The sequence below is a fragment of the Pseudoalteromonas sp. SR41-7 genome, assembly GCF_014163935.1.
In the GTDB taxonomy this organism is placed as follows: domain Bacteria; phylum Pseudomonadota; class Gammaproteobacteria; order Enterobacterales; family Alteromonadaceae; genus Pseudoalteromonas; species Pseudoalteromonas distincta.
The window spans coordinates 149,865-176,357 of the sequence record NZ_JACJEF010000003.1; the positions used below are offsets into that span (position 1 = coordinate 149,865).

Genomic DNA, 26,493 nt, shown 5'->3' on the forward strand with positions numbered 1-26,493 from the left:
GTTATTTTGACGTTAATGAAAATTAAATCTCACGCAATGAATTTAATTTTTAATGTATTAAGGCATCTTTTATGAATCAAACAGTGGAACAAACAATGAAAAAAGTAGGATTAGTCGGTTGGCGTGGCATGGTTGGCTCTGTGTTATTAGAACGTATGCAGCAGCAAAGTGATTTTGCCCATATCGACACCACCTTTTTCACCACCTCACAAGCGGGTCAACTAGGCCCTAATATAGCAGGCGACGCAAAACCATTGCTAGATGCAAGTGACATTAGCGAACTTGCTAAAATGGATATTATTGTTACTTGCCAAGGCGGTGACTACACCAATGCGGTATATCCAAAATTACGCGAGTCGGGTTGGGATGGTTACTGGATTGATGCAGCTTCAGCACTGCGTATGAGTGAGGACAGCATAATAGTGCTAGATCCCGTGAACAAAGATGTTATTGAACAAGGCTTAGAGCAAGGCGTTAAAACGTTTGTTGGCGGTAACTGTACAGTATCGCTAATGCTACTTGCACTAGGTGGTTTGTTTGAGCAAGACCTAATTGAATGGGTAAGCCCAATGACTTACCAAGCAGCCTCTGGTGCTGGTGCACGAAATATGAAAGAGCTTATTGCACAAATGGGCGCTATTCATGCAAGTGTTGCTGAGCAATTAGATAACCCAAGTTCTGCTATTTTAGAAATTGATAAAATAGTCAGTGAAACAATGGCGTCAAATGACTTACCACAAGACCAATTTGGTGTGCCACTAGCGGGCAGTTTAATCCCGTGGATTGACGTACCTATGCCAAGCGGTCAGTCTAAAGAAGAATGGAAAGCGCAAGTAGAAGCCAATAAAATTTTAGGCTCTTCTAAGCAACCAGTGCCAATTGATGGTTTATGTGTTCGTATTGGCGCTATGCGTTGTCATTCACAAGCGATGACCATTAAATTACGTGAAGATATTAGCGTAGAAAAAATTGAAGAAATTTTAGCGTCTCATAATGAGTGGGTTAAGGTAATTCCAAACGAGCGTGAAATTAGTGCCACAGACTTAACACCGGTTAAAGTAACGGGCACTTTAAGCATTCCTGTTGGGCGTATTCGTAAATTAGCTATGGGACCAAAATACATTAGCGCATTTACAGTTGGCGATCAGCTTTTATGGGGCGCGGCAGAGCCACTTCGTCGTATGCTACGCATAATTGTTGATGGTGAGTAATACCAATTCGCAATAATACTTAATCAATTGAGGGGTTAAATCTGACGTTAACTACGTTAAATATTTTTGATATAGAACAACTAAATAACGAATTTTTTGCCTTGTTATCGACACGATTTTCTTCCCTCAAAATAGATCACTTAATTAAGCGAATTGGTATAATATATAATCAGTATTAACAGAAAGGGTTGGCAATTTGCCAGCCCTTTTTAGTTTAATGGCTTATAAAACCGCTTAAGAGGCTAAAACAATACTTTTTTATGAATGTTCACTTTTGTTTATTATTGAACTTAAGTAAACTGTTTACATTGTGCAACAGCCTATTCAAGTAACATTAATGACCTCTCACACAAATAACTTTGCCAATAAGCGATTAGCATTTGTTAGCTCCTATTTTAGTTCTGCAATTGCTATAAACACGGTTGTTTCTTGTTTTCTTATTTTTAGCAGTATTAACCACAGCGCCTCGCAAGAAAAACTTTATTGGCTTTTTACGTTATCATTTATTTCATTACTTCGAATAGCAAGCCATGTATTTGTTAACAACACCCATGCTTTTAAATATCATCTGTATTTTATAGGTTTATTATTAACGGCTTTAACATGGGCTGCTTTTCCTATTTTGTTTTATGAAAACATGCAAATGCAGGAAAAATTTGTATCATTGGTTGTTTTTAGCTCCCTTGCTGGTGGAGGCGTTAATGTTTTAGCTTCAGATATTCGTTCCTCCTTGTCGTATATAACCTGCTTATTGGTTCCTTTTAGTATTTTATTACTTTTACAGCCTATTGAAGATGAGAATGTACTAGGTGTTTTAGGGCTCGTTTTATGGTTTATTTTGTGTTTTATAACGGCTTCACGTAGTGCAAAAGATGTAAAGTCATCAATTAATAACGAACTTAAGTTAGATCAATTTATTGAAAACTTAGAAAACGAAGTGCAACTTCGTACCGAACAAATAATTTCTTTAGAGCAAAAAGACAACCTAACTAAATTATTTAACAGGGGGAGCTTTGTTTCTAATGTTGAACTTGATTTAGCCAATCAAAATGATGATATTAAAGCTGTTTTATTTTTAGATATGGATGACTTTAAAATCATCAACGATAAATACGGTCACGATTTTGGTGATTTTGTACTGGCTCAAACAGGTAAACGATTAGTTGAAACACAAACCCAAGGCGACTTTATTGCTTGTCGATGGGGAGGTGATGAGTTTATTTTTTATTCTCGCACTAACACCGAAGACGAACTTTTTGACTGTGTTTTTAGATTAGTTAAAACCTTAACGAAAACAGTAAGCATGGACAGCTATCAAGTAAATCCCTCTTTTAAGGTTGGGCTGTATTTTACGCGCGAAAATTTTAATCTTGCAGAGGCGATTAAATACGCTGATGTAGCTATGTATGAAGGTAAGAAAAGCCGTAATGAAATATCGGTATTTGACGAGCGAATGCATGAATCGCTTAAAAGAGAAGAAGTACTTCGCAGCTCAATTAAAGAGTGCGTAGAAAAAGGTGACTTTCATCTGTGCTATCAACCTATTGTTGATATAAGCACAAATGAAATAACTACGTTTGAAGTACTACTTCGTTGGCAGTTTAATGATGAATTTATTCCCCCTTCAGAATTTATAGATATTGCAGAGCGATATGGAAAAATTAATATACTCGGCGAATTTGTACTAGAGCAAGCTATTGCGAGCTTAAGTAGGCTAAATGTCGTAAATAGTAATATTGGATTGTCGATTAATGTGTCGGTGTTGCAACTAGAAAACCATAACTTTTTAGATTTTTTAGTTGCGCTTTTAAATAGATACGCAGTTAAACCATACAATGTGCATTTAGAAATAACAGAAACAGTCATGATTAAAAATTTACCGTATTTGTCTAAAGTGATTACGGCCATAAAAAATACTGGAGTGCGTATTTCTATTGATGACTTTGGTACTGGGTTTTCTTCTATATCGGTTTTAAAAGAGCTATCAGTTGATTACATTAAAATAGACAAATCTTATATTGATAATATTTGTGAGTGCTCAAAAGATAAAAGTATTGTTTCTGCGGTAACTAACATGTCGCATATGATTGGTTGCCAAGTAATAGCGGAGGGCGTAGAAAACTCCGCTCAGTTAACGTTATTACAAAGTTTAGAAATTGATAAATACCAAGGTTTTATATTCAGTAAACCAGTTAGATTTGATCAAGCACTATCCTTGATATATTAAAGGTGCTCGCTGTTTTTATTTAGTTAAGCATTGCTGCATAAACCCAATTTTTTGTAGCAATTTTAAATTGGTATAACCTTTGCTGTTAATACTTAAATTAGCCACTTTAACTTCACTTAGGCTATTAACGATGTATTTTAAATACGATTTACGTAGTCTTATTACAATTTTGCGTAATTTTTACATGTTTAAAATGCTCATTTGAAAGTATTAGGTAAAGGAAATTACAATGAGCTCGGTTTCTAATGTATTTCATAGCAAATGGTTTAACTCATTAGCGGTTATTTTATTAGTCCTTATTATTGCCAGAATAGCCGCACCTTATGCGCTTCAGCAGTATGTAAATTATCAGCTAAAACATACGCAAGGTGTTACGGGGCATGTTGGTGATGTAGATTTGTTTTTATATCGCGGTGCCTACGCGATTGACGACGTTGAAATTTACGCTGTTGATGCAACTTCAGCTCCTAAGCCTTTACTGAGTATTCAAACTCTCGATTTTTCACTTGCGTGGTCAGCCCTTTTAAAAGGGAATTTAGTCACAAATATGGCTTTTACGCGTCCTAAAATAGTTATTTACGATAAAGACCCCAATGCTTCTGAGCAAAATCAACAAGTAAAAGATGAAACCACTTGGGTGGGGCTGGCGAATGACTTAGTACTGTTTTCTATTGATACCTTAACAATTGAGCAAGGCAAGTTAACTTTAGTTAACTCAACGAATAGTGGTGAAAAACCCACTTTTATATCAAATATCAACGCTCGAATTGAAAATATAACCAACGCGCAAAACCTATCAAAAACACTAGTGACTACTCTAAGCGTAGAAGGTGCATTAATGGGGGAGGCCGCATTAAAGTTTGATGGCAAATTAGATCCCTTTAGCAAACAAGCCAATTTTGATTTTAACGCAGAGGTACAGCGTTTCTCTGTTAACAACCTCGATACTGTATTTAAGGTATACACGCCTTTTGATATTGAAGCGGGTGGCATTGATGGCGCTATGGAATTGGTGGCTAAAGACAATAACTTAAATGGTTATGTAAAAGCGGGCGTTCAAAACTTGAGTGTGTTCTCGTGGCGCGAAGATATAGAAAAAGATGACGATGGAATATTTACGGCCATATTTGAAGGCAGTGTTGATTTACTGGGCTCTATACTCGAAAACGATGAGTCTAAACTTGTTGCTGCACGTATCCCTATAGAGGGGCAATTAGATAATACGGATGTTTCGACTTTTCAAGCTGTGATTTCGGTATTAGAAAACGCATTTTTTGATGCGTTTAAAATGAAAGTAGATAACGTTATTTCTTTTGAAGATACGGATGAAAAATCTGATAACGAGGAGAATTAAAGCTCTTTGGTAATGTTCGTTTTAGTTAAATACTTAAGCTGCACCCACTTTTTAAACTTTAAGTGGGTGCTTTAGTACTTTTCTCAGATTAGTTTTTGCGGTTACTCAATAGCTCTTTAAGCTCAGCAATTTGGGATTGTAGTTCGTTTACTTGCCCTTGCGTTGCAGGTAGAGAATCGTTATCCGCAAGCTCTTCTCGGGCATTTCGGTGCTCCTCACTCATTACTTCTAAAATCGCACCTACCATCATGTTTAAAAATACAAATGCAGTTAAGAATATAAACGTAAGGTAATATATCCAGCTTAATTCGTACACCGCCATTGTTTCGTACATTATGTCGGTCCAATCTTCAAACGTTGCTATTCTAAACAAGGTAAGCATTGATATTGAGACGTCTTGCCAAAGTACGGGATTGATTTCAGCAAACATCATGCTACCCATTGCAGCGTATATATAAAAAATAACAAACATTAATAGGGCTATATAACCCATTTGTGGAATGGCTTTAATCAATGAGTTAACCAATAAGCGCAGCTCTGGGATCATCGAAACCAATCGTAACACTCTAAATATGCGCAACAGCCTAGCTATTAACATTGTAGAGCCAGCAGCAGGGTATAAACTGCCCAATACTATGATAGTGTCAAATATATTCCATCCCTTAGAAAAGAAGTCTTTAATGCCTTTGCTTGCAACAAAGCGAATTATTAGTTCAATTAAAAAGAATGCAGTAATGCCAACATCCATCCAATTTAGAGCAAGCTCTACGGTAGGATGTAGTGAGTAAGTGTGTGCACCTACTGTAAGGGCAGAAACAATAATTACAGCTATAACAAATGATTGAAATATCTTGCTTTTGTCTATACGCTGAAACAACTTTTGTAACTGCGACATCATAGTAATAGATCCTTTGGATATTAAGATTTTATGGCGCTAATATACAATAGTATCATAATAATTTAACGCTTTTTCGATATAGAAAGTGTAAGGAAATTTAATGTTTATCAATAAACTAAAAAGCGGCGCATTACTTATTATTGGATCATGTGTTTTGGCTGGTTGCAGCTCTGATGCACGTTTTCATGAATTACAATCGGCGCGCCTTGATGAGTGTAACTATAAAGCTGACAAAGAATATTACGAATGCCTAGATAAACAAGACTCTAACTACGAAGAGTTTAAAAAACAGCAACAAGCCCAGACTAAATAAGTAACCTTTATATTTATGACTAAAACTCAAAAACAGCGCGATAAGCAAATTCGCTTAGCGCTTACTAATGCATGCGAAGCAATAAAAGAAATGGTAATTGGTTTTGATTATCTAACGCATACAGTTGATTTAAATAACGAAGTAAACACGTTAAAAATACAATGTTACTTTATTGATGAGGTAGCCCGTGAAGATGCAAAACCGCAACTTGATGAGTTAACGCAGATTATACTTAGCCAGCTAGCAGCTATTAAGTTGAACGCAAAACCAGCACACATCTCATTTTTAGCCAATTAACAGCGGTTTAGTTGGTATGACATCACATGGACGTTATAATTAGATAAATTATTTTTAGGGTTTAAATTATGGCTGTTCCTTCGCGTTCGCAAATTTCACCAGGTACCACAGTAAATATTGTATTAAAAGAAGATCAACGCAGCGGCACATTAACTGAGGGTGTGGTTGAGCGCCTTTTAACAAAATCACCAAATCACCCACACGGTATCAAAGTACGTTTAGAAGATGGTCAAGTTGGCCGAGTAAAAGAGATTTTATAATGGCAACATTAACAGAGCAGGCTTTTTGGGATTTAGTAACAACGCCTGATTTAGGGCTCGATCCGCAAAGTGTGAGCGATAACCTAAAAACTAAACTGACTGATTTAAGCGATCAGCACCTTATTGATTTTGATAAGCACTTTGGCATACATATGCGTAAATGTTTTACCTGGGATTTGTTTGGTGCCGCCTTTGTGATGGCTGGATGTAACGACGATTACGGTTTTAGCGAGTTTAGATGTTGGTTAATTTCGCGTGGTAAAACAGTTTTCGAAAACGCTTTAGAAAATGCTGATTCGTTAGCGCAGTGTACACCTGTTTATTACTTAAATGAGCAGCCTTACCCGTATATTGATGAGTATGATTTAATAGCCGGTTTATTATTTGAAGAACGCAGCGAAGACGAATTACCGTTTATTCCATCAGGCAGCGATGAACCCAAAGGCAAACGTTTTAAAGACAAACCTAAGTTTTTAAAGCAAAGCTACCCTTTATTATTTGCAAAGTACTGGCAATAAAATAAATAGTAATTTGTGCGCTATTTAAACAATTTAATGAGTTTAATTTCCCTACAAGTAAGCGCATTGATATAAATCGTTTTGTTGTTTAAGTACGTATTAACTAAAGTACTTAACAGCAAAATGGTTTGTAATGCAGTATCTAGGATGAATCTTTGTGGATTTAAATGTGTTCAATCTAAGGGATTTATTTGTGGCACGAGGTTTGTAACCTAATGGGATCGGTAATTGCTCTTGCGTTATCTTACTGGCTTACACACATGTAAGAATCAGTATAGTCGAGCAAAGCTCCCTTAGCTGCTCGTGTCTTAGTTCCTGAATACGACTTCTCTCCTTTTATAGTAAATCTCTGTTATAGTTGTTAAAAGTTATAAAAGCTAGGTGATTAGGCATTTTGCTATTATTTAACACGCTGACTCACGAGGATACACCCACGAAATGAAATATTTAACACTCGCTTTATTAACTGTCGCTTTTACAAGTGCAAATGCTTTTTCTGAGCCGAGTAATAAAACACGATTTATACCGCTTTTAAAGTCAAAATTGGGAGCCTACGAAGTTGTGTCGAGCAACTCAGGGTTATGCGTTAACAGCAATTTGAGTTTGACAGATGAAAGTGATTTAAGTGCTGGTTTTAAACTTGGTGAGCAAATTGTATTTGGATCGCTCCACAATGGTACCCGAACCATTAAAAAACCAAACTTTTGCTTTATAACCAGCACGCTTAAATATAAAAGTGATGGCCTTGAAAACGGCTTAAGAATGAGCCGTTGTGAAAGCCCAGCAAACGAAAAAACAATCAGTCAAAGTATCAAATTTTTAGCTGATAACACACTCAAATACACATTGAGCGAACCCAATGTAGAGTGCACATTTAAAAAAGCAGATGAGAGTAAATAAAGCATCTAGTAAGTAGTAAGTAGCAAATCATTCGCAGTATATTTTAGGGATATCGCGCCAACGCGTAGTGTACTGCGGCGACAAAAAATCACGGTTCATGTGCCACCGGTCATTTAATTTACTACTTGCAAGGCTTAGCATTCCTTTTCCGTATCGATTGTTAATTGTGTCTAAGCATTGCATAAGTTTCGGATTATCAGGGCTTTTATTAAATAAGTCATTTTGCTGAAACTGTTCTGATATTAGCTCTACCGCACCCACACCACATTTATAAAACCGTATACCGGGTTGGTAAATCTTATTAAATACCTCAGATACAGCATTAGCCATCACGCAGGTGTCGTTAGTGGGTGAGGGGAACTTATACACAAAAGACTTTTTATAATATTTATTTTCGTGCGCGCCACTGGCTGCAAAAATATAAAGCTGGTGAGTGAGCGAGTGTTGCGCTCTTAATTTATTAGCCACTGTGGTTACATGGTTAATTAGCGCTGTTTTAAGTGCTGTTGGCTCACATATGCGCTCTCCAAAACTACGGGTTGAATAAATCTCCCGCTTATCTTGTCGTACATCATCCCAGTTTAAACATGTTATCCCGTTAAGCTCGCTTACTGTGCGTTCAACAACCACACTAAATGCACGGCGCATTGCTCTAGGGTTTTGCTGAGCAAGATCCCAGGCGGTGTGTATATTCATTATTTTAAGTTTTTTAGCTAGCCGCCGGCCTATCCCCCACACATCTTCGCAGCTCATTCTTTGTAAAATAGCTTGGCGAGTTTGTTCGCTATTTATTACTGCTACACCATTAAAACCACTGAGCTTTTTAGCAGCATGGTTAGCGGCTTTTGCTAAAGTAGGGGTCGGGCCAAAACCAACACCTACAGGTAGCTTTGTTTCGCGCCATACTGTGCGCCTTATTGTATGACCGTATTCATGCCAGTCTTTAATTAATGATGTGTAGCCATCAAAGTGCAAAAACGATTCATCAATACTGTATATGTGCTGTGTATCGCAAAAGCGAGCGATGATATTCATCATTTTGTCGCTTAAATCAGCATAAAGCTCGTAATTGCTAGAGCGAATAACAACGTTGTTTTGCTCAAGTAAATGCTTAACTTTAAAGTACGGGCCAAATTTAGGAATATTTAAGCGCCGAGCAATAGGGCAAATAGCGCATACACAGCCATCGTTATTGGTAAGTACAACCACGGGTTTGGATCGAATAGCAGGGTCAAATACTTTTTCGGCGCTGGCATAAAACGACACAGCATCAACTAAGGCATACATTTTAGTAACTCTGGGCTTTGCCTGTGCATTCTTATTGATAGCGTTACTACGCCTTCGAGCTGAAACTCGTCTGCAGAGGTTAGTTGTACAGGCTTATGTAAAGAAGACGCTGAAAGCAGCCGTGCATTGGTTTTATCAAGCAGTTTGCATACAAAAAGACCATTTAAGTTAGCAACAATAACGTCACCATTTTCTGCAGGCTCTGCACGGTCGATAACTAATAAGTCCCCTTCAAAAATTCCGACTTCTTGCATAGAGTTGCCCGATGCTAGGCCAATAAAGGTAGCATTTGGGTGCTTTATTAAAAGCTCATCAAGGGTTACACCTAGCTCGGTGTACTGCGCTGCGGGCGATTCAAAACCACACACGCCTGCTTCTATATAAATGGGAATGACAAACATAACACAACCTAAAACGCATATACTGTATAAGTGTACAGTATATGCGTTTTGTGTAAGTTATGCCAAGAAATGTATAACCGATCAATCCATATTTTTGATCATTTGCTGTGCGATATCTAAAAAGTCTTTGATTTGCTGAGGTTTTAAGTTTTTACACATTTGATTATTTATTTTCTGCTCTGAGGCTAATAACTTATCAAAAAGAACTTTGCCTTGCTCTGTGAGCGACAAAATAAAGCAGCGCTTATCGTGCTCACTTGCCTGTTTATTTATTAAATTTAAGCCAATAAGATCTTTAATTAAACGTGCTATTTGCGCTTTGTCGCGCTGCGTTTTAGTAACAATATCGTTAGCCGTACAGTTATTTACGTTCGCGATAATATGTATGCAGCGTACGTGCATAGCATTTATACCAAGTTCGCCTGCGTTAATTGCTTCACGAATTGTGACGCGGTAATTTTGCATCAATTCAAACAGCGTATTTGATAAAGGTGTATTCATAAAACTCTCAATGTAGTTGACAAAGTCAATTAACTTGTTATAGTTGATTTTATCAACCAATGGGGCGTTGTGCAATGTCTGCTTTTATAGCAGCTAATTATTATACCAATCTGCTTATATATGGGGTTTATTTAATTTGTTAAATTGATCAAAGATTTATGCAAGTTGGTATTAAAGTCCAAGTTTTGTAAAACGAGGTAATGCATGGGTAAACAAATTCGCAAAGCTAACATATTAAGTACGCAGCAAATCACACCACACCTACAACGCATTGTTGTAGGCTCTGATGATTTTAACGACTTAACCTCACAGCACATTGGTAACTATGTAAAAGTACTGATCCCAAAAAATGGTGAAGTAGATTTTAACTTAAAAACAGCGTGTATGCGATCTTACACAATAAGGCATGTAGATGCACAAACAGGCGCGTTAACACTTGATTTTGTTATAAATATGCACCAAGGTCCGGCAACTGACTGGGCTAAAATTGCAAAAGTAGGTGATGAGGTAGGTATTGCAGGCCCAGGCCCTAAAAAGCTAGATAATTATGGGCATTCGCATTATGTGTTGCTAGGGGATTTAACATCGGTAAATGCAATAAAGGGGTATGCGCAGCAATTACCTTTAACTTCAAAAATTGATGCTTTTGTACATGCGCCCACTGAGCAAGACATTATTGATTTAGAAACAAGCCGCGATATTAATTGGCTTGTTACCGACAACGCTGACGAAGTGCTACTAAGCGCGCTTCAAAATTTGCACATTACAGCAGAGCCTCCCATTGTATTTATGGCATTGGAAGCTGGGCTTGTGCGTAAAGCAAAGACATTGTTAACAGAGCAATTTAATATACCACGCGGTAATATTGTTTCCTCAGGGTATTGGAAAAAAGGCGTGGATTCAGAAGGCTATAAAAAGCTGCGCCAACGTGATGCACAGCTTGCTTGAATACCTTAGAGCAAAATAACATATACCTATTTTGCTCTAATACCACTGCGTAACTTGAATTGACCTAATAGCAGACCCATTTAAGTGTTTTATGCTAATGATGTAATACATTGTTAGCATGCATTTTTAGGAGCTGCTATTTTGTTAAATTCCATTCCTTTTTCGTTATTAGAACTTGCCCCCATGATCAAAGGGGACAGCGTTACTAACACTCTTCATAAAAGTACTAAATACGCTCAACGTGCTGATGAGCTTGGCTTTAACCGTTTTTGGCTTGCTGAGCATCATAATATGCCAGGTATAATTTGTGCGGCCACTTCAATTTTGGTTGGTCACATTGCAGGTAATACCAAAAAGATACGCGTTGGGTCAGGCGGTATTATGCTGCCAAACCACTCCCCATTAGTTGTTGCTGAACAATTTGGTACATTAGAGAGCTTATATCCAGGGCGAATAGATTTAGGGCTAGGGCGTGCCCCAGGTAGCGATCCTGTAACGAGTCGTGCATTAAACAACGATATGAGCCGCGCAGAAAATTTCCCAGGTGAGGTAACTGAACTGCAAACATTGTTAGGTCCTTACAATGGTACGCATCCTATACGTGCTATACCGGGTGAAAACACAAACGTTCCGATTTGGTTATTAGGCTCGAGTTTATTTAGCGCGCAACTAGCGGCGCAAAAAGGGTTACCGTATGTATTTGCAGGGCATTTTGCACCGCGCTTTGTGCACGATGCAATAGCGTTGTATAAGCGCGAATTTAAAGCATCAAGCGTACTTGATAAGCCATACGTAATGCTTGCACTGCCTTTAGTGGCTGCAGATACCGACGATGAAGCGCAATATTTATCGACTACTTCTAAGCAACGTGTACTCGAACTTATACGCGGTAATGAGCTGTGGCTAAAACCGCCTGTTGAAAGCATGGACGGGTTGTGGAGCGAACAAGAACGCGCTCATGTAGAGAACTTTTTAAGTCTAAGCGTAGTAGGCGGACATGTAAGTATTAAACACAAGTTAGAGATGATAGCTAAACAGCTAGAAGTGGATGAGTTTATATTTACCAATGATGTATTCGATAGTGAAAAACGCCACCGTGCACTCGAAATTTTAATGGAAATAAAACACTAAAATATAGTTAGTTAAGCAAGCGTACACTCTGGGCTTGTTAATATACAGACATCATCAAAAGTTAAACTTTTTTAACTCATTTTATTAACTTTAAGTGATGTCTGTATTTGTTATTTAAATATTCAAAGTAAATTTGATTGCTATTTTTAGTAAATATTTTGCTTTATATACCGTTCTGTTTTTTCAATTGAACTGATTTAAACAATCAATTTTAAGATATCACTTTTGTTTTTTATAATGTAGCTATTAAACCAGACATCATAAAATTAAAGGCAGGTACACCGTGAACTCTCTAAACACCGCAACAGCTAATTCAGTTAACAAAACAGCGCAGCCAAAAGTTGCTCTGGTTGCTGAAGGTGGCGGGCAGCGAGGGATATTCACAGCTGGCGTACTTGATGCTTGGTTAGAGCAAAGCTATGACCCTTTTGATTTATTCATTGGTACTTCAGCGGGTTCGCAAAACTTAACTAGCTACTTAGCGCGCCAAAAAGGCTACGCTAAACGCCTGATCAGAGGGCTTTCGCGTAATAAGCGTTTTTTTCAGCTTGGTCGTGGATTAGTGGGTAAGCATATAGTTGATTTAGATTGGTACTTTGACAAAACCACTGAAGTAAACAGAGCTATAGATTTCAAAACAGCGAAAACTAGTTTAGGTGAGCGTGAACTACTTATAACAGCCACAAATGCACGAGACAGAAAAGCTTATTACTTATCGCCTACAGGTGATAGTGGTCAATGGCGTGATTTGTTAAAGGCTTCTAGCGCACTCCCGTTTTTATACAAACAAGGTGTAAAGTTAACACCTTGGTTAAACGCAAAAGCAGCGAATGAAACACATCTTATTGAAGAACAAGCACAGAGCGATTTTTATCTAGATGGCGGTTTAGCAGCACCACTTCCCGTGTGTGAAGCTTACAACCGAGGTGCACGTAAAATTGTTGTAATAAGAACGGTTGACGCTAATTTTCAAGCGCAATCTGCATGGGTACAAAAGCTAAGAACATTTGCTATAGCATCAGGCTATTGTCCAAAAACATTGGACTACTTAATACAGCACGAGAAAGCGTATTTAGATGAGCTTGAGTTTATTGCAAATCCACCAAGTGATGTGGAAATAATACAAATTTTTGCAGACGAAAAACTACATAGCAAATTATTAGGTAGTTCAAATAACGATTTACGTTTTGATCATAAATTAGGCTTAGCTGCAGGTCGGTCTTATTTAGCGCAGCAAAGCCAATTTGAGATCAGCAATACGCATAACTATACGCAAAGCGAATATAGTTACAATTAAACCAAATTCTTATACCTAGATTGCAAATAGTACTGCAACTTAAAATTGCAGTACTATTCTTCATTTAAATGACACCCACCTAAATTTGTATGTTTATTAACCCCTAGATTCTGGCGCTTCAATTCTTTAAAACTATAAATGGGTGTCATTCTAAATTTTTAAATTAGCTAAAGTTATTGTGAACACTTAAATAATATAAATGGGTGTCATTTTAAACCTAAAAATAAACCTAAGTTGATGAGAGTAATATGCTCGTTTCACTATTTAAAATACCGTCTATTTCTCTTACTTGCCTAAGTACTCCATCAAACTCACTTAAATTCGCGGCCTGTATCTCTGCTACCAAATCCCAAGCACCATTGGTAGTGTGCAATTTTGTAAGTTCGGGTATACCACGCATAGTTTTAATAACTTGAGAAGTTGATTTACCAATCACTTCCACCATCATAATTGCACGAACGGCTTCGGTTTCTATGTGTTCATGCACTCTTATAGTAAACCCCAAAATAGCGCCTGAACTCACTAATCGATCTAATCTATTTTGCACTGTCCCGCGTGACACATTTAAAGAACTTGCTAAAGCAGAGATAGAGGCGCGACCGTCTTTTCGTAATTCAGCAATTAAAGCGTTATCAAGGGAATCGTAAATATAAGGAGTCATAAATCAAACCTTTTAGAGCATGGCCTACTAAAATACACAATTTGTATATACCTGCATAGCAAAGTGATAAAAATTAATAAAATTTGTATAACTAATTGCCATATTAAATAGCATGCGGCCTCGCTAAACTTGTTTTAAATTAACTAATACATTTATTTAAGAGGTTTCAACATGAGTCATTTTATAGCACAGCCAAAACAAGGCGTTCCGTTTGTTAGCGTTCAGGCAATGGCTAAGCTTATAAATAGCTTAGGTATCGAAAACGTTTTGTTAGAGCTAACACATAAATTAGAAACCGACTTTGCCCGTTGGAAAGAGTTTGATAAATCACCTCGCTATGCAGCACACTCACCAGAGGGTGTAATAGAGCTAATGCCTGTGAGTGATGGCCAGATGTTCAGCTGTAAATATGTAAACGGTCACCCAAAAAACACCTTTCGAGAACTTCAAACAGTCGCTGCATTTGGTATTTTAGCCGATGTAGATAGTGGTTATCCGGTAATGATCAGCGAAATGTGCCTACTAACAGCGCTTCGTACAGCGGCTACATCGGCGCTGGTGGCTAAGTATTTAGCACCAAAAAACTCAACAACACTTACATTAATTGGTAATGGGGCACAGTCTGAGTTTCAGGCACTGGCATTTAAAGCTGTATTGGGCATAACACATATTCGTTTATACGATATAGATGCAAACGCGTCTAAAAAAGCATTTACTAATTTAAGTGCTTACGGGTTAAACGTGATTATTTGTAATAGTGTACAAGAGGCAGTAAAAGGGGTAGATATTATCACTACCTGTACTGCTGATAAAACTAACGCCACTATTTTAACAAATGACATGATCCCACAAGGTGTGCACATTAATGCCATAGGTGGTGATTGCCCAGGTAAAACAGAGTTAGATGCTAGATTGCTTGAGCGTGCTAATGTATTTGTTGAATACGAGCCACAAACTCGAATAGAGGGCGAAATTCAACAAATGAGTCCAAGCTTTACAGTAACTGAGTTTCATAAAGTTATTAATAAGCAGTCGCTTGGGCGTACTAGCCAAGATGAATTAACCATTTTTGACGGTGTTGGCTTTGCGAGCGAAGACTTTACAGCACTGGTATTTATACGCGATGAGTTAATTAAAACGGGCGAGTTTGCTTTGCTTGATTTAATTACACAACAAGCGGACCCTCGTAATTTATTTTCAGTGCTTAGTGAGCAACCATTAGTAAAAGAGCACGTGGCATGAGCGAAGTAAACCAAGCCCCCAATGCTGTAGTGATGGTAAGGCCACATCACTTTACATCTAACCCACATACAATGCTCGATAACGCATTTCAAAGTGAATGTTTAGCACAAAATCAAAGTGAACAAGCATTTAAAGAAGTGACTAATGCCGTACAAATATTAAAAAATGAAGGGGTAACAGTTCACCTTTTTGAAGATGAGCAAACACACACTCCCGATTCAGTTTTTCCTAACAATTGGTTTTCAACTCATCAAAGTGGCCAATTAATAATCTATCCAATGTTTGTAGAAAACAGAAGATTAGAATATCGAAAAGATATTATTGATTTTTTAACGGATCACTATAAAGTGTCTTCAGTGACTGATTATTCATTTTTATCGAAAGAAAATTCATTTCTTGAAGGCACTGGTTCACTGGTTATCGATCATCAAAATAAACTCGCTTACGCGGTAGAATCAAAAAGAACTACCAAGTCGGTGGTTAATACAATATGTGAGCAATTAAAACTATCACCCATAGTGTTTAACGCATATGACGAGCAAGGAACTGCGGTTTATCACACTAATGTTTTAATGTGTATTGCTACAAAATTTGTAATGATCAGTTTAAATATGGTGCCAATTGAACAACGTGCACAGTTAGCTAAACATTTTTTGAAAAGCCATCATCAAGTTATCGATTTAACGCTTGAGCAAATTAATAACTTTTGTGGCAATGCTATTGAACTACAAGGTAAAAATGGTCGTATTTTAGCCTTATCGCAAACTGCGTTTAATGCACTTACACCTGAGAAAATAACAATTATACAAAAAACGGCTAAGCTTGTACCGTTACCGATTCCTACCATTGAGTCGGCTGGTGGCTCAGTTAGGTGCATGATTGCAGGAGTTCATTTGCAAAATAAATAATGTATAGTTTTAAGGCAGCTTAGCTGCCTTATTTACATTAAATTTTTAGTCGATGTCGCAAGCAAAAGCCGTTATACCCAAAAAAGGGTATTAATATAAAAAATATAAGAAGGAATTAGCAATGTTCGATACCGTCGTCAAAAGCGTAAACAACCTTTTGTGGGGAGAAGGCCAGGTACTTATTTATATACTCTTGTTTACGGGGGTATGGTTTTCAGTACGACTAAAAGCAATTCAAATACTTAAATTTAAACATATGTTTAGCCTTTTAAAAGGCAGTAGCAAATGTAAAAAAGACGACATTTCATCATTTCAAGCGTTGTGTACAGGGCTTTGTGCACGGGTAGGTACCGGTAATTTAGCCGGTGTGGCGGTTGCAATTTCACTTGGCGGCAGCGGCGCTATATTTTGGATGTGGGTAATAGCCATATTGGGTATGGCTACAGGCTTTGCCGAAAGTGTACTTGGGCAAGTATATAAAGTGCGCGATAGTGGCGGCGAGTTTAGAGGGGGCCCTGCGTATTATATTCAACAAGGTTTGGGTAGCCGGGCGTTTGCCATTGTGTTTGCTGCGTGTTTGTTTTTAGGTTACGGCTTTACGTTTAGCGCAATGCAAACGAACACAATTACCGACGCACTTAATTACGCGTTTGAAGTTCCTACATTTTATTCAGGCCTGGTTATTACCGTGCTAGCCGGCTCAATTATACTCGGTGGCTTTAAAGCAATTGCCCGGTTTGCAGAGCGTGTTGTGCCAATAATGGGCATTGTGTTTGTACTTGCTGCGGTAATTATTACGATTATAAATTTCACGCAAGTACCCGCCATGCTTAAAGATATATTTTTATCAGCGTTTGGTTTACAAGAAGCAGGCGCCGGTGCAATGGGCGCTGCCATTAAAAACGGTATTCAACGTGGTTTATATTCTAATGAGGCCGGTGCAGGTAGTGTGCCGCATGCTTCAGCAAGTGCCAGCCCAATACCTAATCACCCTGTAACGCAAGGTTACATACAAATGCTAGGCGTATTTTTCGATACAATAGTACTGTGTAGCTGTACCGCGGTGATCATTTTATTAGCCGATATAGACATAAGCGGTGAAATGGAAGGCATTCGTTTAACACAAAGCGCGATGACCGCTCATTTAGCACAAGGTGGTGTTTACTTTGTAGCAGCCGCTATAACCTTATTTGCTTTTACATCGGTAGTGGCAAACTACGCCTATGCAGAGAGCAACTTGCACTTATTTAAGCTCGACAACAAAGTAGGGCGCGGCATTTACACTTTGCTTTATTTATCAATGATGTTGTGGGGCGCGTCGGCCACATTAAAAGAAGTCTGGGATTTAGCCGATATTGCCTTAGGGTTAATGACAGTGGTTAACGTTATCGCTATTATACTGTTAACGCCGACTATTTTGTCTGTCACGAGCGATTACCACGCACAAAGAGACAAAGGTTTAGAGCCCGAATTTAAAGTAAAAGATGTAAAAGTACAGGGTAAATGCGAAGACGGCATTTGGGACTAATTCAGCACACTTAACTACAAAAAGCGGTTTTATGGCAACATAAAGTCGCTTTTTGATTTGCATAAATATTCACTTTCAGTATTGTAAGAAAACTATAGCAACCAAAATAAAGGCACAATTTTTTAGATGATCGAGATTCACGCAGGGAAAACAGCGGCTAAAATTATTAACGAACAGGGCTTTAAACCTGAACTTTTTACCTCTTTTTTAGGTGCAAGTGGCGGTCCTAAATGGTTTACATTATTTGGCTTAGATAAATATATTTTTGGTGAATTTTTTAAAAGCCGTACCCAACCACTTAATTTAATTGGCTCATCTGCTGGCGCTTTTCGCTCTGCGTGTTTTGCACAAAACGATCCTGTTGCTGCGATTGAGCGCTTAGCAAAATCGTATTCGCAAACGCGATATTCAAGTAATAAACCTACACCAAGTGAAATCACAATAAAAGCGCGCGCATTACTTGAAGATGTTTTTGGCGATAACGGCGTAACCGAAATTATAAATAACCCAATATTTAAAGCGCACTTTATTGTAGCGAAATCGAATGGCTTTATTGCCAGCGAAAATAAATTAATACAGTTAATGGGTTTATCAAAAAGTTATATGTTAAACCGCGTTAACCGAAAATTATTAGGCTCACAGTATGAGCGTTTTATATTTGGCCCAGAAACAAGTGACTTATCAATTACCGATACCTACAATTTTAAAACACAAAACATAGCGCTTACTCAAAATAATTTAAAAGATGCATTACTTGCATCGGGCTCTATACCACTTGTTATGCAAGGCATAAAAAATATTGAAGGCTCGCCGCAAGGAATATATCGCGATGGCGGAATAATTGATTACCACTTTGATTTAAAAATTAATAACCCAGGCTTAATTTTATATCCGCATTTTAATAGTGAGCCAAAAGCAGGGTGGTTCGATAAAAATTTAAAACGTAAAGTATCACCACTTAATTACGATAATGTGGTAATGATCACTCCATCAAAAGAATTTATAGCAAGCTTACCGTACGGAAAAATTCCAGACAGAAATGACTTTACCGATCTTGATGCAGACACGCGTATAAAATATTGGAATACCGTGTTTAGTGAGACCGAGAAGTTAGCTGATGATTTTGACAGAAAACTCAATAGAGAAAATGTTGAATTGAAAATAATTTGATGATCTAATCTATCAAGTAATGACGTTCTATGTCTGGTGGTTAATTGATAATTTAAATATTACGGTACTAATATTAAAGAAAAGGGCGAAAGCCCTTATTGCTAACGCTTAAGAATACTGTAAAGCAATATAGTTTGTCTTTTGTTACTAATGAATTTTAATATAAGGCTTCATTAACTTGGTTAGCTCTTTTAAAAAACAATTTAAATTAGAACTAGCTTCTCTATTGTATTCATAAATCATTTCTAGGACAGTTGGTTCATCAGTGCTTTGCATTGCTCTTTTAGTACCATTAAAAGATACTGCACATTCATGTACTTTATCTAGAAATTTATAAATTCCAGATTTTGATGGAAATAGTAATTCTGAAGCATGAAATGAAGCAATAAAGTGGCTAAAAGTAATGTCAGAAATATATCCATTAGTATACTCTTGATATAGCTTCTGTGAATCTATATAAACTTTATATCTGCTATTAAAAAGAGCTAAATTAAGATTACGTTTTTGTATTCGAGTTTGAATGGACGCAATTACAAACATAGCTATAGCTATAAAAGCTGAGACCAGGGATACAATGAGTGTTAAGTTATCTATCGTGTTGATAGGCATTTTCTTTATCCTTGTTTATTTATTTAGTCTATCATATCAGAAAGAAAACAAATAAAAAGACTTATAAATCAGTGCTTTAATTGACCGTGCAGTCACTTAAACTAAAGTTTTTATTAACTTCCTGTTCTTTAAGATATTTCACCAATTATATTTAAAAGCTGGCTTTGTAGGTTAGATAAATAAATGTTCTAAGTTTTATTTTGTGCTTTAAATATTTTATATATCTTTTCTGATATTCATTAAACAATGAAGAGAGGATGATAAGCATTGTATATTGGATTTTATAAACGTTAAATTATTTTAGCCGATAGCTGATTACCCATAAATTACGTTATGTTAAATTGCATGGGTTTTAATAAAGCGAGCGTGATTATACAAACCAGCTCGCTTTTAGGAGAGTAACTTGGTGGTTAATTAAGCTCTGAATCAACCCAAAACTTAGTTCCTTTTAATACAGCTTGTAGTGCAAGGCCGTTTTCGGTTACAGAATATACAGTAACTTGATCTGCAATCGCTTCGGCAACCAGTGCACCGCCTTTATCTTCATATTTTGCTGCTGCATCAGCGTTTCCGCCAAATGCCCAACCATGTTCAATAAATCTGTTTAATGCAGCTTGGTTATGAAAAACCATTACAACGTTAAAATCTTTAACGCCTAAGCCAAGTCCTAAACCGGCTTCGCCCATATTCATGTAAGTCGATTTACCTGTAAGGTTATTTTTAACTACGCCGTAACCACCACCAAAGCTAGCAAGCACTACATTTACATTCGCGTTATCGAATACAGCATAACCAGCAGAGTTAGCAATTTGTTTTTTAACATCAGGTTTTTCAGCGTATAATTTATCTAATGTATTTGTTTTCATACTTTGTACAAGTGAACGTTTTTCGCTTGGTGATGCACTACCTGTAGTAGCACACCCAGTTAACGCAACAGTTAAAGCAAGTACGCTTAGTATAATTAGTTTTTTCATAATGTTTTCCTTAATAAGATATAGCAACCAACAACCATAGAATAATCACGGTATTAAAATAATTAGAGCTTTACTATGTCCAATACTAGACAGTATCGGACTTTAACGTTATTCTGTAAGTCTATTATTTAATTGAATATTTATACATTATGCTTGTTGCTTTGGTTGATACGTTAAAACAATTAAGATATCAAATTGCCCATCTAGATGACGGTACTCTCAATTCAGAATACCCAGAACTTGCATCCTTTATACAGGAAATTGGCTTGACTGTAACTGAATCAAAAGCTGATCTGACATTCTTATATCAGTTTTTGTATGTTTATGGCCGAAAGTCAGAAGCCACTTATAGTCGTTTTCGAAATGAGCTTGAACGCTTTTATTTATGGTCGTGGTTAATAGCAGAAAAATCAGTATTTGATTTAAAACGTGAAGATATTGAAGCTTACGTTGATTTTATGGTTGAACCCGATAAAGCATGGGCTGCAACTTCAGTGCAATGGCGTTATAAAGATGAACAAGGAATTCGTCGATTAAACCAAAATTGGCGCCCTTTTATGCTTAAAGAATCCATTGCTAGTCAGCAAACTTTATCGTCTATGTTTACTGCTCTAAATGTATTTTATAAGTTTGCCCTACTCGAAGAAAAAACATTTGCTAACTTTGTCCCTGTTGTTAAAAAAAATAGTCCGTACTTAGTTGTTCAATCACAAATTCAAATTCCAGACACATTAAGCGATATTCAATGGGAATACGTTTTTGGTGTAACGCGTGATTTATGCGAACATAACCCTGATTTAGAGCGAAACTTATTTACGCTTGCCTGCTTAAAAGGTCTTTATTTACGAATTTCAGAATTATCTGAGCGCCCACAATGGTCGCCGGTGATGTCTCATTTTTGGCAAGATAATGATGGCTTTTGGTTTTTACGTATAATGGGAAAAGGTAATAAATTACGAGATGTAACCTTAAGCGATGATTTTGTTGAATATTTAAAACGTTATAGACTATACAGAGGTTTACCTGCCCTTCCCCGTGTTGATGAATCAGATCCTTTGGTTCATAAAATTCGCGGGCAAGGTGGTATGACCGTAAGGCAAATTAGGCGTTTAGTTCAACAAAGTTTTGATTATGCACAGCAATCATTACTCGATGATGGTTTTAAAGATGATGCTGAACAACTTGGCGCTGCAACTGCGCATTGGCTTCGCCATACTGGTGCAACTCATGATGCGCAAACCAGACCGCTCAAACATTTATCAGAAGATTTAGGTCATTCTAAAATTGCGACTACCGATCAAATTTATATTCAAACAAATATTAAAGAGCGAGCAAAGTCAGGACTTAAAAGGAAAATTTAATGGAGTATTTAGTAATAGCATTTATAGGCGGATTATTTTTAATTTATTCTTTAACACTTCGCCAGTTAGAAAAAACAGAAGTAACAGGCCCAATGTTTTTTGTTGTTGGCGGAATATGTTTAGCTTCAATGCTACCCAACGAAGGGGATAAAATAAAAGAAGGCGTTGATCTTTTATTACCATTTATAGAGCTTACGCTAAGTATATTTTTATTTTCAGATGCAGCTAAATCAAAGCTAAGTGTTTTAAGGCATAGTTTTCAGTATCCTAGTTTACTGCTGTTTGTTGCCCTACCCTTAACTTTGTTACTTGGTATTGCTGTTGCTTTATTTTTCTTTGCTGAGCTTTCACTTATTCAAGCAGCGTTGCTCGCTATTATTTTAACACCTACCGATGCAGCTTTAAGTAAAGGGTTACTAGCAAGTACACAAGTGCCTGAAAAAATACGCGAAGGAATAAATACTGAAAGTGGTTTGAACGATGGATTATGCGTACCTATATTTTTAATATTTATATTACTCGCTAAAAATCCTGATTCAGCTATTACTGCAACACAAACATTAAGTGTGTTTGGCCGAGAGCTTGGCTTGGCTTTATTAATAGCTATTACAAGTATTGTTGTTTTTATACCGAGTTTAAACTTTGCAATGAAACGTCATTACTTTGCACAAAATACCAGTCCATTTTTATTACTCGGTTTTGCTATGGCTGTTTTTTCTGTCACTCAGTATTTTCATGGCAGTGGATTTATTGCGGTGTTTATTGCCGGTTTATTATTTGATAAATTTTCGACTGAAGAAGTTAGAACAGAATTAATTGAAGACTCAGAGCACATTGCAGATTTTACATCGCTAATGATTTGGTGCTTGTTCGGGTTTGTTTGTGCTTACTTAGTTATTCCGAAATTAAATACTGAAATTATAATTTACGCTTTGTTAAGTACAACATTGATTAGAATAATTCCTGTTATGTTGTCATTGCAGTTTACGGCATTGAGTATTAAAGAGCGTTTTACATTTGCGTGGTTTGGACCAAGAGGATTAGCATCAATTGTTTTTACATTGATGGTGATAGATACGCAAATAGAAAACAAATATCAAATAGCGACGATAGCAATGACGACTATTTTGTTTAGTGTATTTATACATGGTATTAGCACTAAACCTATTGCCGATAGTTTTGTTAAAAAATAATCATTTAAACTAGGTAAATTAAGAATACGTATTAAAAAAGGCGTAACGGTTATTTTCATCACTGATGAAGTTAATCGTTGCGCCTTTTTGTATTTAATGAATAATTCACTAAATTGGTATTTAGATAAAACTATTTAAGTACTCTTATATAAGTGACCTTATTTAAGCACTCTTATTTTATAAAGTTATTTAAGAACCTGTGCTAGTAATTCAATTGGGTGTTTTGGTTTAAATTGTTCAAAACGTTTAACTTGGCTACGACAAGAAAATCCCGTAGATAAAAGTTGCTCTGGTTTATTTTTATCTACAATTGGTTTCCAACTCATTTCGTAAAGTGCACGTGAGTTATCTTGATTTTGTGCTTCGTGGCCATAAGTTCCCGCCATTCCACAACAACCTGTATTTGTTGTTTTTAATGTTAAACCAATATCACTGAAAATTGTTTGCCAAACATTTGCCGCTTTTGGCAGTGCAGTTGTTTCAGTACAGTGACTCAGTAATGTAAATTCGGTATCTGTATTTTGCTTTGCGCTTAGTGATTTAAACGATTGTGTTTCTAACCACTCATGGGCAAGTTGCACATTAAATTCACCACGGTTATTTTCTAAAATTGTATTATATTCATCGCGGTAACACATAACGAGTGACGCATCTAAACCGACTAGGGGTGCATTAATATCATTTAATTTATTTAAAAACTCAGCTGCATTTTTAGCTGTAACTTTAAATTCATGCAAAAAACCTTTTACGTGTTGCGGTTTACCATTTGGTTTAAAAGGTAATAGCATTGGTTTTTTGCCAAGTTGGGTTATTAAAGTAATAAAACTTTCTACTAGTTCGGCTTCGTAAAAGCTCGTAAATGGGTCTTGTACTATTAATACATATTCACTTTGTTGCTCTGCATTTAATTTATTTAATAAATCAAAATCAAATTTTTGTGTTTTAGTAATACGCTTTGAAAGTGCAGGAATACTTAACTGTGGTGTATCAACATAGCCAACTGTTTTTTTAATAACATTGCTTACTAATGATGTTTTAACAATTGGGTTTATAACTTTTGCAAACTTTGCCATTAATGGCGCGCTGCTTTCTATGTTACCAACAAGGTAATCTTTTAGCGGACGCGCATAATAACTATGATAATAATTTAAAAAGCGCGAACGAAAAGTAGGAACATCTACTTTAATAGGGCAAGCAGTTGTACATGCTTTACATGCTAAACATTCATCCATTGACGCTTTTACTTCGTGAGAAAAGTCGTAAATACCTTTTCGTTTTTCGCGGCTGTGAACGAAACGTTCCCACCAGGTGATTACTTCACCTTTGTTAAGCTGCTTTTCTACTTCGAGTAAATCTACATTTTTTGACTCTTGTAAACGAAGCCATTCGCGCATTAAACTTGCGCGTCCTTTTGGTGAATTACGGCGATCGCCAGTTACTTTATACGATGGACACATAGGTGAATTTTCATCGTAATTAAAGCATATGCCATTACCATTACAGGTCATTGCATTGTTAAAACTGGTTTTAACTTCTATTGATATTTGCTTATCGAAGTGCGATCTCTTTTGTCCATCAACACTAACTAGTGAGTCTTCACTATCGATAGGAGTACATATTTTACCAGGGTTAATACGGTTGTTAGGATCAAAAGCTGTCTTTATTTTACGAAGTTGAGTATATAAATGCTCACCAAAAAATTCAGGACTATATTCACTTCGGTAACCTTTACCGTGTTCGCCCCACATTAAACCACCGTACTTAGCGGTTAGTTTTACTACTTGATCTGAAATAGTTCTAAGTAGTTTTTCTTGTTCTGGGTCGCACATATCAAGTGCTGGGCGTACGTGTAAAACCCCCGCATCAACATGGCCAAACATACCATACTGTAAATTATGGCTGTCGAGTAATGCTCTAAATTCGACAATATAATCTGCTAAGTTTTCAGGGGGTACAGCGGTATCTTCTGCAAAGGCGAGTGGTTTTTGACTGCCTTTTACATTACCTAATAAACCCACAGACTTTTTACGCATTGCGTAAATTTTAAGTATATCGCTTTTATCACTGGTTAACTGATATCCTATAACGCCATTAGTTTGATTTGCTACGCATTCGTCTAGAAGTTTACAAAGCGTGTCTACTTTGTCTTTTATATCATCGTTTGATACTGCATTAAACTCGACCATGTTAAGGCCTTGCATATCTTTATTTGGTACGTCGGTTATTAAGTCCGATACTAAATTCCAAATAATGTCTTCACGCGCTAAGTTTAAAACTTTGCTATCAACGGTTTCTACCGATGTTGCGCGTGCATCAACTAAAAACGGTGAATGACGAAGTGCTGAATCAAAACTATCGTACTTGATATTTATAAGGGTTTTAAATTCAGCAATCGGTGTTAGGTTTAATTTAGCTTCAGTTACTATACCTAATGAGCCTTCTGAACCTGTTATTAGTCGGCTCATGTCAAAAGTAAGTAAGTCATCACTTAGCACATGCTCTAGGTCGTAGCCGGTTAAAAACCTATTTAACCGTGGAAACTTAGCTAAAATAGCTGCGCGTTCATTAACTGAAATATCTAAAACTGTTTTATATAAACTACCAATTAGAGAGTCTTGCTCGGCTATAATTTTTGCTTTGTCGATGTCTATTGGTGAGGTACACATAGGTGTGCCATCGACTAAATAAGTTGTAAGCCCTAAAACATGATCGCTTGTTTTTCCGTAAACTAACGAACCTTGCCCAGAGGCGTCAGTACTTATCATGCCACCAATAGTTGCCCTGTTACTGGTAGATAAATCGGGCGAGAAGAAAAAACCATAAGGTTTTAAAAAGTCATTAAGTTGATCTTTTATTACGCCGGTTTGAACGCGTACCCAGCCTTCTTCTACATTTATTTCGAGGATTTCGCGCATATAGCGAGACAAATCTACAACAATACCTGGTGTTAACGATTGACCGTTAGTACCTGTTCCGCCACCACGAGGGCCAAAAGTTAAAGATAAAAATGGGTCGCGAGATGCAGTTTGCAGTGCGAGTTGAATATCTTTTTCATTTTTTGGAAAAATAACACCTTGGGGTATTTCCTGATATACACTGTTATCGGTTGAAGCAGTAATACGCGTTGCATAACTTGCATCGGTATCTCCACTAAAACCTTGGCTTGCAATGGTATTTAGGTAATTTGCGACAAGTTCTGTCGCGGCATCTTGCTGTGTAATTGTTGCTATCATGACGGCGATATTTTAGGGCATTTGACTAATTATATCATGGTGATGGCGAATAGAAATTGAAGATTTTACAG

The 26,493-nt window shown here is 36.9% G+C and carries 25 protein-coding genes; 17 read left to right on the plus strand and 8 right to left on the minus strand.

Annotated features, from left to right (window positions below):
• Window positions 1-71 precede the first annotated feature (71 nt).
• The 3 genes from asd (at window position 72) to H5092_RS05295 (ending at window position 4,792) form a co-directional block, all read left to right on the plus strand.
• The gene (gene asd, locus H5092_RS05285; RefSeq protein ID WP_182733035.1) at window positions 72-1,211 is read left to right on the plus strand and encodes an aspartate-semialdehyde dehydrogenase; all 1,140 of its coding nucleotides are present in this window, start codon (window positions 72-74) and stop codon (window positions 1,209-1,211) included.
• A 337-nt stretch (window positions 1,212-1,548) separates the two neighbouring features.
• A complete protein-coding gene (locus H5092_RS05290; protein WP_220492469.1) occupies window positions 1,549-3,438 on the plus strand; it encodes a bifunctional diguanylate cyclase/phosphodiesterase in 1,890 nt (629 codons plus the stop codon).
• Between the two features lie 229 nt (window positions 3,439-3,667).
• The gene (locus tag H5092_RS05295) at window positions 3,668-4,792 is read left to right on the plus strand and encodes a DUF748 domain-containing protein (protein WP_182733037.1); all 1,125 of its coding nucleotides are present in this window, start codon (window positions 3,668-3,670) and stop codon (window positions 4,790-4,792) included.
• A gap of 88 nt (window positions 4,793-4,880) precedes the next feature.
• On the opposite strand, the gene H5092_RS05300 is transcribed toward H5092_RS05295, so the two are convergent.
• Complete coding sequence (locus H5092_RS05300) at window positions 4,881-5,690, minus strand: ion transporter (RefSeq protein ID WP_182733038.1); 810 nt, start codon at window positions 5,688-5,690, stop codon at window positions 4,881-4,883.
• A gap of 100 nt (window positions 5,691-5,790) precedes the next feature.
• On the opposite strand from H5092_RS05300, the gene H5092_RS05305 reads away from it, so the two are divergent.
• From H5092_RS05305 to H5092_RS05325, 5 genes are all read left to right on the plus strand, one after another.
• The gene (locus H5092_RS05305) at window positions 5,791-6,003 is read left to right on the plus strand and encodes a hypothetical protein (RefSeq protein ID WP_182733039.1); all 213 of its coding nucleotides are present in this window, start codon (window positions 5,791-5,793) and stop codon (window positions 6,001-6,003) included.
• A 15-nt stretch (window positions 6,004-6,018) separates the two neighbouring features.
• On the plus strand, window positions 6,019-6,300 hold the full coding sequence (locus H5092_RS05310; protein WP_182733040.1) for a hypothetical protein: 282 nt from the start codon (window positions 6,019-6,021) through the stop codon (window positions 6,298-6,300).
• A gap of 68 nt (window positions 6,301-6,368) precedes the next feature.
• A complete protein-coding gene (locus H5092_RS05315; RefSeq protein WP_004334795.1) occupies window positions 6,369-6,560 on the plus strand; it encodes a YwbE family protein in 192 nt (63 codons plus the stop codon).
• Window positions 6,560-7,078 carry a DUF4240 domain-containing protein gene (locus tag H5092_RS05320; RefSeq protein WP_024608120.1) on the plus strand — a complete coding sequence of 173 codons (519 nt, stop codon included), beginning with the start codon at window positions 6,560-6,562 and terminating at the stop codon, window positions 7,076-7,078. Before H5092_RS05315 ends, H5092_RS05320 begins: the two co-directional genes overlap by 1 nt.
• A gap of 438 nt (window positions 7,079-7,516) precedes the next feature.
• The gene (locus H5092_RS05325) at window positions 7,517-7,978 is read left to right on the plus strand and encodes a hypothetical protein (RefSeq protein ID WP_004334802.1); all 462 of its coding nucleotides are present in this window, start codon (window positions 7,517-7,519) and stop codon (window positions 7,976-7,978) included.
• A gap of 27 nt (window positions 7,979-8,005) precedes the next feature.
• Here the strand turns inward: H5092_RS05325 and H5092_RS05330 are convergent, their stop codons facing one another.
• From H5092_RS05330 to H5092_RS05340, 3 genes are all read right to left on the minus strand, one after another.
• Window positions 8,006-9,265 (minus strand): Y-family DNA polymerase, encoded by a 1,260-nt coding sequence (locus tag H5092_RS05330; RefSeq protein WP_024597582.1) that lies wholly within the window; start codon window positions 9,263-9,265, stop codon window positions 8,006-8,008.
• The gene (locus H5092_RS05335; RefSeq protein WP_004334808.1) at window positions 9,253-9,666 is read right to left on the minus strand and encodes a S24 family peptidase; all 414 of its coding nucleotides are present in this window, start codon (window positions 9,664-9,666) and stop codon (window positions 9,253-9,255) included. The genes H5092_RS05330 and H5092_RS05335 overlap by 13 nt, the downstream gene beginning before the upstream one ends.
• An 81-nt stretch (window positions 9,667-9,747) precedes the next feature.
• Entirely contained in the window at window positions 9,748-10,167 is a 420-nt protein-coding gene (locus H5092_RS05340; RefSeq protein ID WP_024597583.1) for a MarR family winged helix-turn-helix transcriptional regulator, read from the minus strand.
• A 204-nt stretch (window positions 10,168-10,371) separates the two neighbouring features.
• Here H5092_RS05340 and H5092_RS05345 point away from each other — a divergent pair, with 204 nt between their 5' ends.
• From H5092_RS05345 to H5092_RS05355, 3 genes are all read left to right on the plus strand, one after another.
• On the plus strand, window positions 10,372-11,115 hold the full coding sequence (locus H5092_RS05345; protein WP_024597584.1) for a siderophore-interacting protein: 744 nt from the start codon (window positions 10,372-10,374) through the stop codon (window positions 11,113-11,115).
• A 141-nt stretch (window positions 11,116-11,256) separates the two neighbouring features.
• Window positions 11,257-12,246, plus strand: a complete 990-nt coding sequence (locus H5092_RS05350; protein ID WP_149603722.1) for an LLM class flavin-dependent oxidoreductase — start codon at window positions 11,257-11,259, stop codon at window positions 12,244-12,246.
• Between the two features lie 283 nt (window positions 12,247-12,529).
• Window positions 12,530-13,543, plus strand: coding sequence for a patatin family protein (locus tag H5092_RS05355; RefSeq protein WP_182733041.1), 1,014 nt, complete (start codon window positions 12,530-12,532; stop codon window positions 13,541-13,543).
• A gap of 229 nt (window positions 13,544-13,772) precedes the next feature.
• On the opposite strand, the gene H5092_RS05360 is transcribed toward H5092_RS05355, so the two are convergent.
• The gene (locus tag H5092_RS05360; RefSeq protein WP_004334897.1) at window positions 13,773-14,204 is read right to left on the minus strand and encodes an Lrp/AsnC family transcriptional regulator; all 432 of its coding nucleotides are present in this window, start codon (window positions 14,202-14,204) and stop codon (window positions 13,773-13,775) included.
• A 171-nt stretch (window positions 14,205-14,375) separates the two neighbouring features.
• On the opposite strand from H5092_RS05360, the gene H5092_RS05365 reads away from it, so the two are divergent.
• The 4 genes from H5092_RS05365 (at window position 14,376) to H5092_RS05380 (ending at window position 19,052) form a co-directional block, all read left to right on the plus strand.
• Window positions 14,376-15,446, plus strand: coding sequence for an ornithine cyclodeaminase (locus H5092_RS05365; RefSeq protein WP_182733042.1), 1,071 nt, complete (start codon window positions 14,376-14,378; stop codon window positions 15,444-15,446).
• The gene (gene ctlX / locus H5092_RS05370; protein ID WP_182733043.1) at window positions 15,443-16,354 is read left to right on the plus strand and encodes a citrulline utilization hydrolase CtlX; all 912 of its coding nucleotides are present in this window, start codon (window positions 15,443-15,445) and stop codon (window positions 16,352-16,354) included. Before H5092_RS05365 ends, ctlX begins: the two co-directional genes overlap by 4 nt.
• Window positions 16,355-16,475: 121 nt before the next feature.
• On the plus strand, window positions 16,476-17,882 hold the full coding sequence (locus H5092_RS05375; protein ID WP_007377576.1) for a sodium:alanine symporter family protein: 1,407 nt from the start codon (window positions 16,476-16,478) through the stop codon (window positions 17,880-17,882).
• A 126-nt stretch (window positions 17,883-18,008) separates the two neighbouring features.
• Window positions 18,009-19,052 (plus strand): patatin-like phospholipase family protein, encoded by a 1,044-nt coding sequence (locus H5092_RS05380; protein ID WP_182733044.1) that lies wholly within the window; start codon window positions 18,009-18,011, stop codon window positions 19,050-19,052.
• A 147-nt stretch (window positions 19,053-19,199) separates the two neighbouring features.
• Here the strand turns inward: H5092_RS05380 and H5092_RS05385 are convergent, their stop codons facing one another.
• Both H5092_RS05385 and H5092_RS05390 read right to left on the minus strand, forming a co-directional pair.
• Entirely contained in the window at window positions 19,200-19,661 is a 462-nt protein-coding gene (locus H5092_RS05385; protein WP_182694867.1) for a hypothetical protein, read from the minus strand.
• 410 nt (window positions 19,662-20,071) lie between these two features.
• Window positions 20,072-20,635, minus strand: a complete 564-nt coding sequence (locus H5092_RS05390) for a YSC84-related protein (RefSeq protein WP_024605345.1) — start codon at window positions 20,633-20,635, stop codon at window positions 20,072-20,074.
• Between the two features lie 149 nt (window positions 20,636-20,784).
• Between H5092_RS05390 and H5092_RS05395 the strand changes: the two genes are divergently transcribed.
• Together H5092_RS05395 and H5092_RS05400 are read left to right on the plus strand one after the other, a co-directional pair.
• Window positions 20,785-21,996, plus strand: coding sequence for a tyrosine-type recombinase/integrase (locus H5092_RS05395; protein WP_007583195.1), 1,212 nt, complete (start codon window positions 20,785-20,787; stop codon window positions 21,994-21,996).
• The gene (locus H5092_RS05400) at window positions 21,996-23,189 is read left to right on the plus strand and encodes a sodium:proton antiporter (RefSeq protein ID WP_165736076.1); all 1,194 of its coding nucleotides are present in this window, start codon (window positions 21,996-21,998) and stop codon (window positions 23,187-23,189) included. Before H5092_RS05395 ends, H5092_RS05400 begins: the two co-directional genes overlap by 1 nt.
• 185 nt (window positions 23,190-23,374) lie before the next feature.
• Here the strand turns inward: H5092_RS05400 and H5092_RS05405 are convergent, their stop codons facing one another.
• On the minus strand, window positions 23,375-26,422 hold the full coding sequence (locus H5092_RS05405; protein WP_182733045.1) for an FAD-binding and (Fe-S)-binding domain-containing protein: 3,048 nt from the start codon (window positions 26,420-26,422) through the stop codon (window positions 23,375-23,377).
• Between the last annotated feature and the right edge of the window lie 71 nt (window positions 26,423-26,493).